A 2,114-nucleotide genomic window follows, 5' to 3' on the forward strand; every position below is an offset into this window, starting at 1 on the left:
CGGTGAAAAGACGTGTCCGGTACGCAGAATCGGCACCCACCCTCGACGCGGTGGTATGTCCGGCTGATGGTGCAGCCTGGCGATCCGGTGGTGGGGCGTTGCCACCGTCGTCGGGAGGACCGTCCGGATCCGGATCGGAGTCGGGGTTCGGACCGGCCTCTGCGGGCGGCAGCAACTCGTCGAGTTCGCTGTCGTCGAGCCCGGGCGCGTCGAACGGTTTGCGCCGGCGCCGGTGCGGCAGTGCCAGCCGCGCGGCCACCCGCAGGTCCTCGACGGCGACCTCGTCACGGCCCTGCCAGGCCGCGTGGGCGACCGCGGTGCGCGCGGTGACGACGTCGCCGCGCAGACCGTCCACCTCGAACGCCGCGCAGACCTCGCCCACCTTCAGCAGCATGCCGTCGTGCAGCCGCACGCCGGCCAGCCGGGCCTGTGCACCCCGGATCCGGGTCCGCAGCCGGTCCTCGGCATCGGCGTATCGGCTCCGGAAGGCCTCGGGTTCGTCGTCGAAGGCAAGGCGCCGGCGCACCGCCTCGGCCCGCAGCGCGGGATCACGCGGGGCGGCCACCTCGACGGTGAGTCCGAACCGGTCGAGAAGCTGCGGACGCAGCTCTCCCTCCTCGGGGTTCATCGTGCCAACCAGCACGAACCGTGCGGCGTGGGTGACCGATACCCCGTCGCGTTCCACGGTGAGCTGGCCCATCGCGGCGGCGTCGAGCAGCAGGTCGACGAGGTGGTCGGCGAGCAGGTTGACCTCGTCGACGTAGAGGATCCCCCGGTGCGCCCTGGCCAGCAGCCCCGGCTCGAAATCGACCGCGCCCGCGGTGAGCGCGCGTTCGAGGTGAATCGATCCGACGACGCGATCCTCGGTGGCACCCACCGGCAACTCGACCAGCCGAACCGGGCGGGTCTGCACCGCCGCGTCGCCGGGGAACGGTCCGTCCGGGGAGAGCGGGTCCGCCTCGGCCGGGTCGCTGGAGAACCGGTCGGCGGCGATCACCTCGATGGGCGGCAGCACCCGGGTCAGGGCGCGCACCAACGTCGATTTGGCCGTACCCTTCTCGCCGCGGATCAACACCCCGCCGATGCCGGGCGAGACCACTGCCAGGACCAGGGCCAGCGCCATATCGTCCAGGCCGCCTGGTGCGTCCGGGTCGCCGCCGAGGACGGCGGGGAAGGGGTAGCGCTGTCGCATGACTGCTCCGCTCGTGGTGACCGGGTCGCGCGATCGGCCTACGGGCTGGACCGTTCTCACCGACGCTACGGATTACCGTAGCGAACCGTCATGCGGCGCCCGCGTTCTCCAGGCTCAAACCAGCATCATCGCAGCTGGGCAGATGTTTGCCGAACAATCCGCCATCGCAGTCCGATACGCTCTAGCATCGCCGCTGTGCCTGCGGCAGCCCAGCGTCTCACGGTGGTCGGCATCGGGGCCGACGGCTGGGCCGGGCTGCCGGAGACGACGCGCTCGGTCATCATGGCGGCCGACGTGGTGATCGGCGCGCCGCGGCAACTGGAGTCGTTGCCCGCGGTGACCGGCCAGCAGCGACGGACCTGGCCGTCGCCGCTGCGCGCCGGGCTGCCGGGGTTGTTCGAGAACCTGGCCGGGCTGAACGTCGTGGCGCTGGCGTCGGGCGATCCGATGATCAGCGGCGTCGGCAGCACGCTGGTCGAGATGTTCGGCGCCGACCGGGTCGAGGTGTTACCGGCGGTGTCCTCGGTGGCGCTGGCCCGCGCCCGGCTCGGCTGGTTCGCGGAGTCCACCGCGGTCATCCGGGTTGGTGACGCCCACGCGGTGCTGCGTGAGCTGGCGCCGGGCCGTCGGCTGCTGGTGCTCTCGGCCGACGAGCACACCCCGGCGCAGGTGGCGGTGCTGCTGGTCGACAGGGGCTACGGGGCCAGCCGGATGGTGGTGTTCGGCAATCTCGGCGGCGCGTCGGAGTCGAGGCTGGAAACCACACCCGAGACGCTGAGCGGCCCGGTGTCGAGGCTGAACATCGTGGCACTGGAGTTGGCCGGCCCGTTGCTGACCGGCTGGGCAACGGGCTTGCCCGACAGTGCTTTCGACCACGACGGTCAGCTGACCAAGCGGGATCTGCGCGCGTCTGCCTTGGCCC

2 protein-coding genes are annotated in these 2,114 nt (G+C 71.8%); one reads left to right on the forward strand and one right to left on the reverse strand.

Annotated elements, in window-relative coordinates; translation table 11 throughout:
• Window positions 1–1,192, reverse strand: a 1,192-nt coding sequence (locus tag AC2VON_RS07640) for a magnesium chelatase ATPase subunit I (protein WP_486952407.1), incomplete at its 3' end; no start/stop codon positions are given.
• Window positions 1,193–1,387: 195 nt separating this feature from the next.
• Between AC2VON_RS07640 and cbiE the strand changes: the two genes are divergently transcribed.
• Window positions 1,388–2,114, forward strand: a 727-nt coding sequence (gene cbiE, locus AC2VON_RS07645) for a precorrin-6y C5,15-methyltransferase (decarboxylating) subunit CbiE (RefSeq protein ID WP_486952408.1), incomplete at its 3' end; no start/stop codon positions are given.

The organism is Mycobacterium sp. TH-M82, assembly GCF_057473605.1.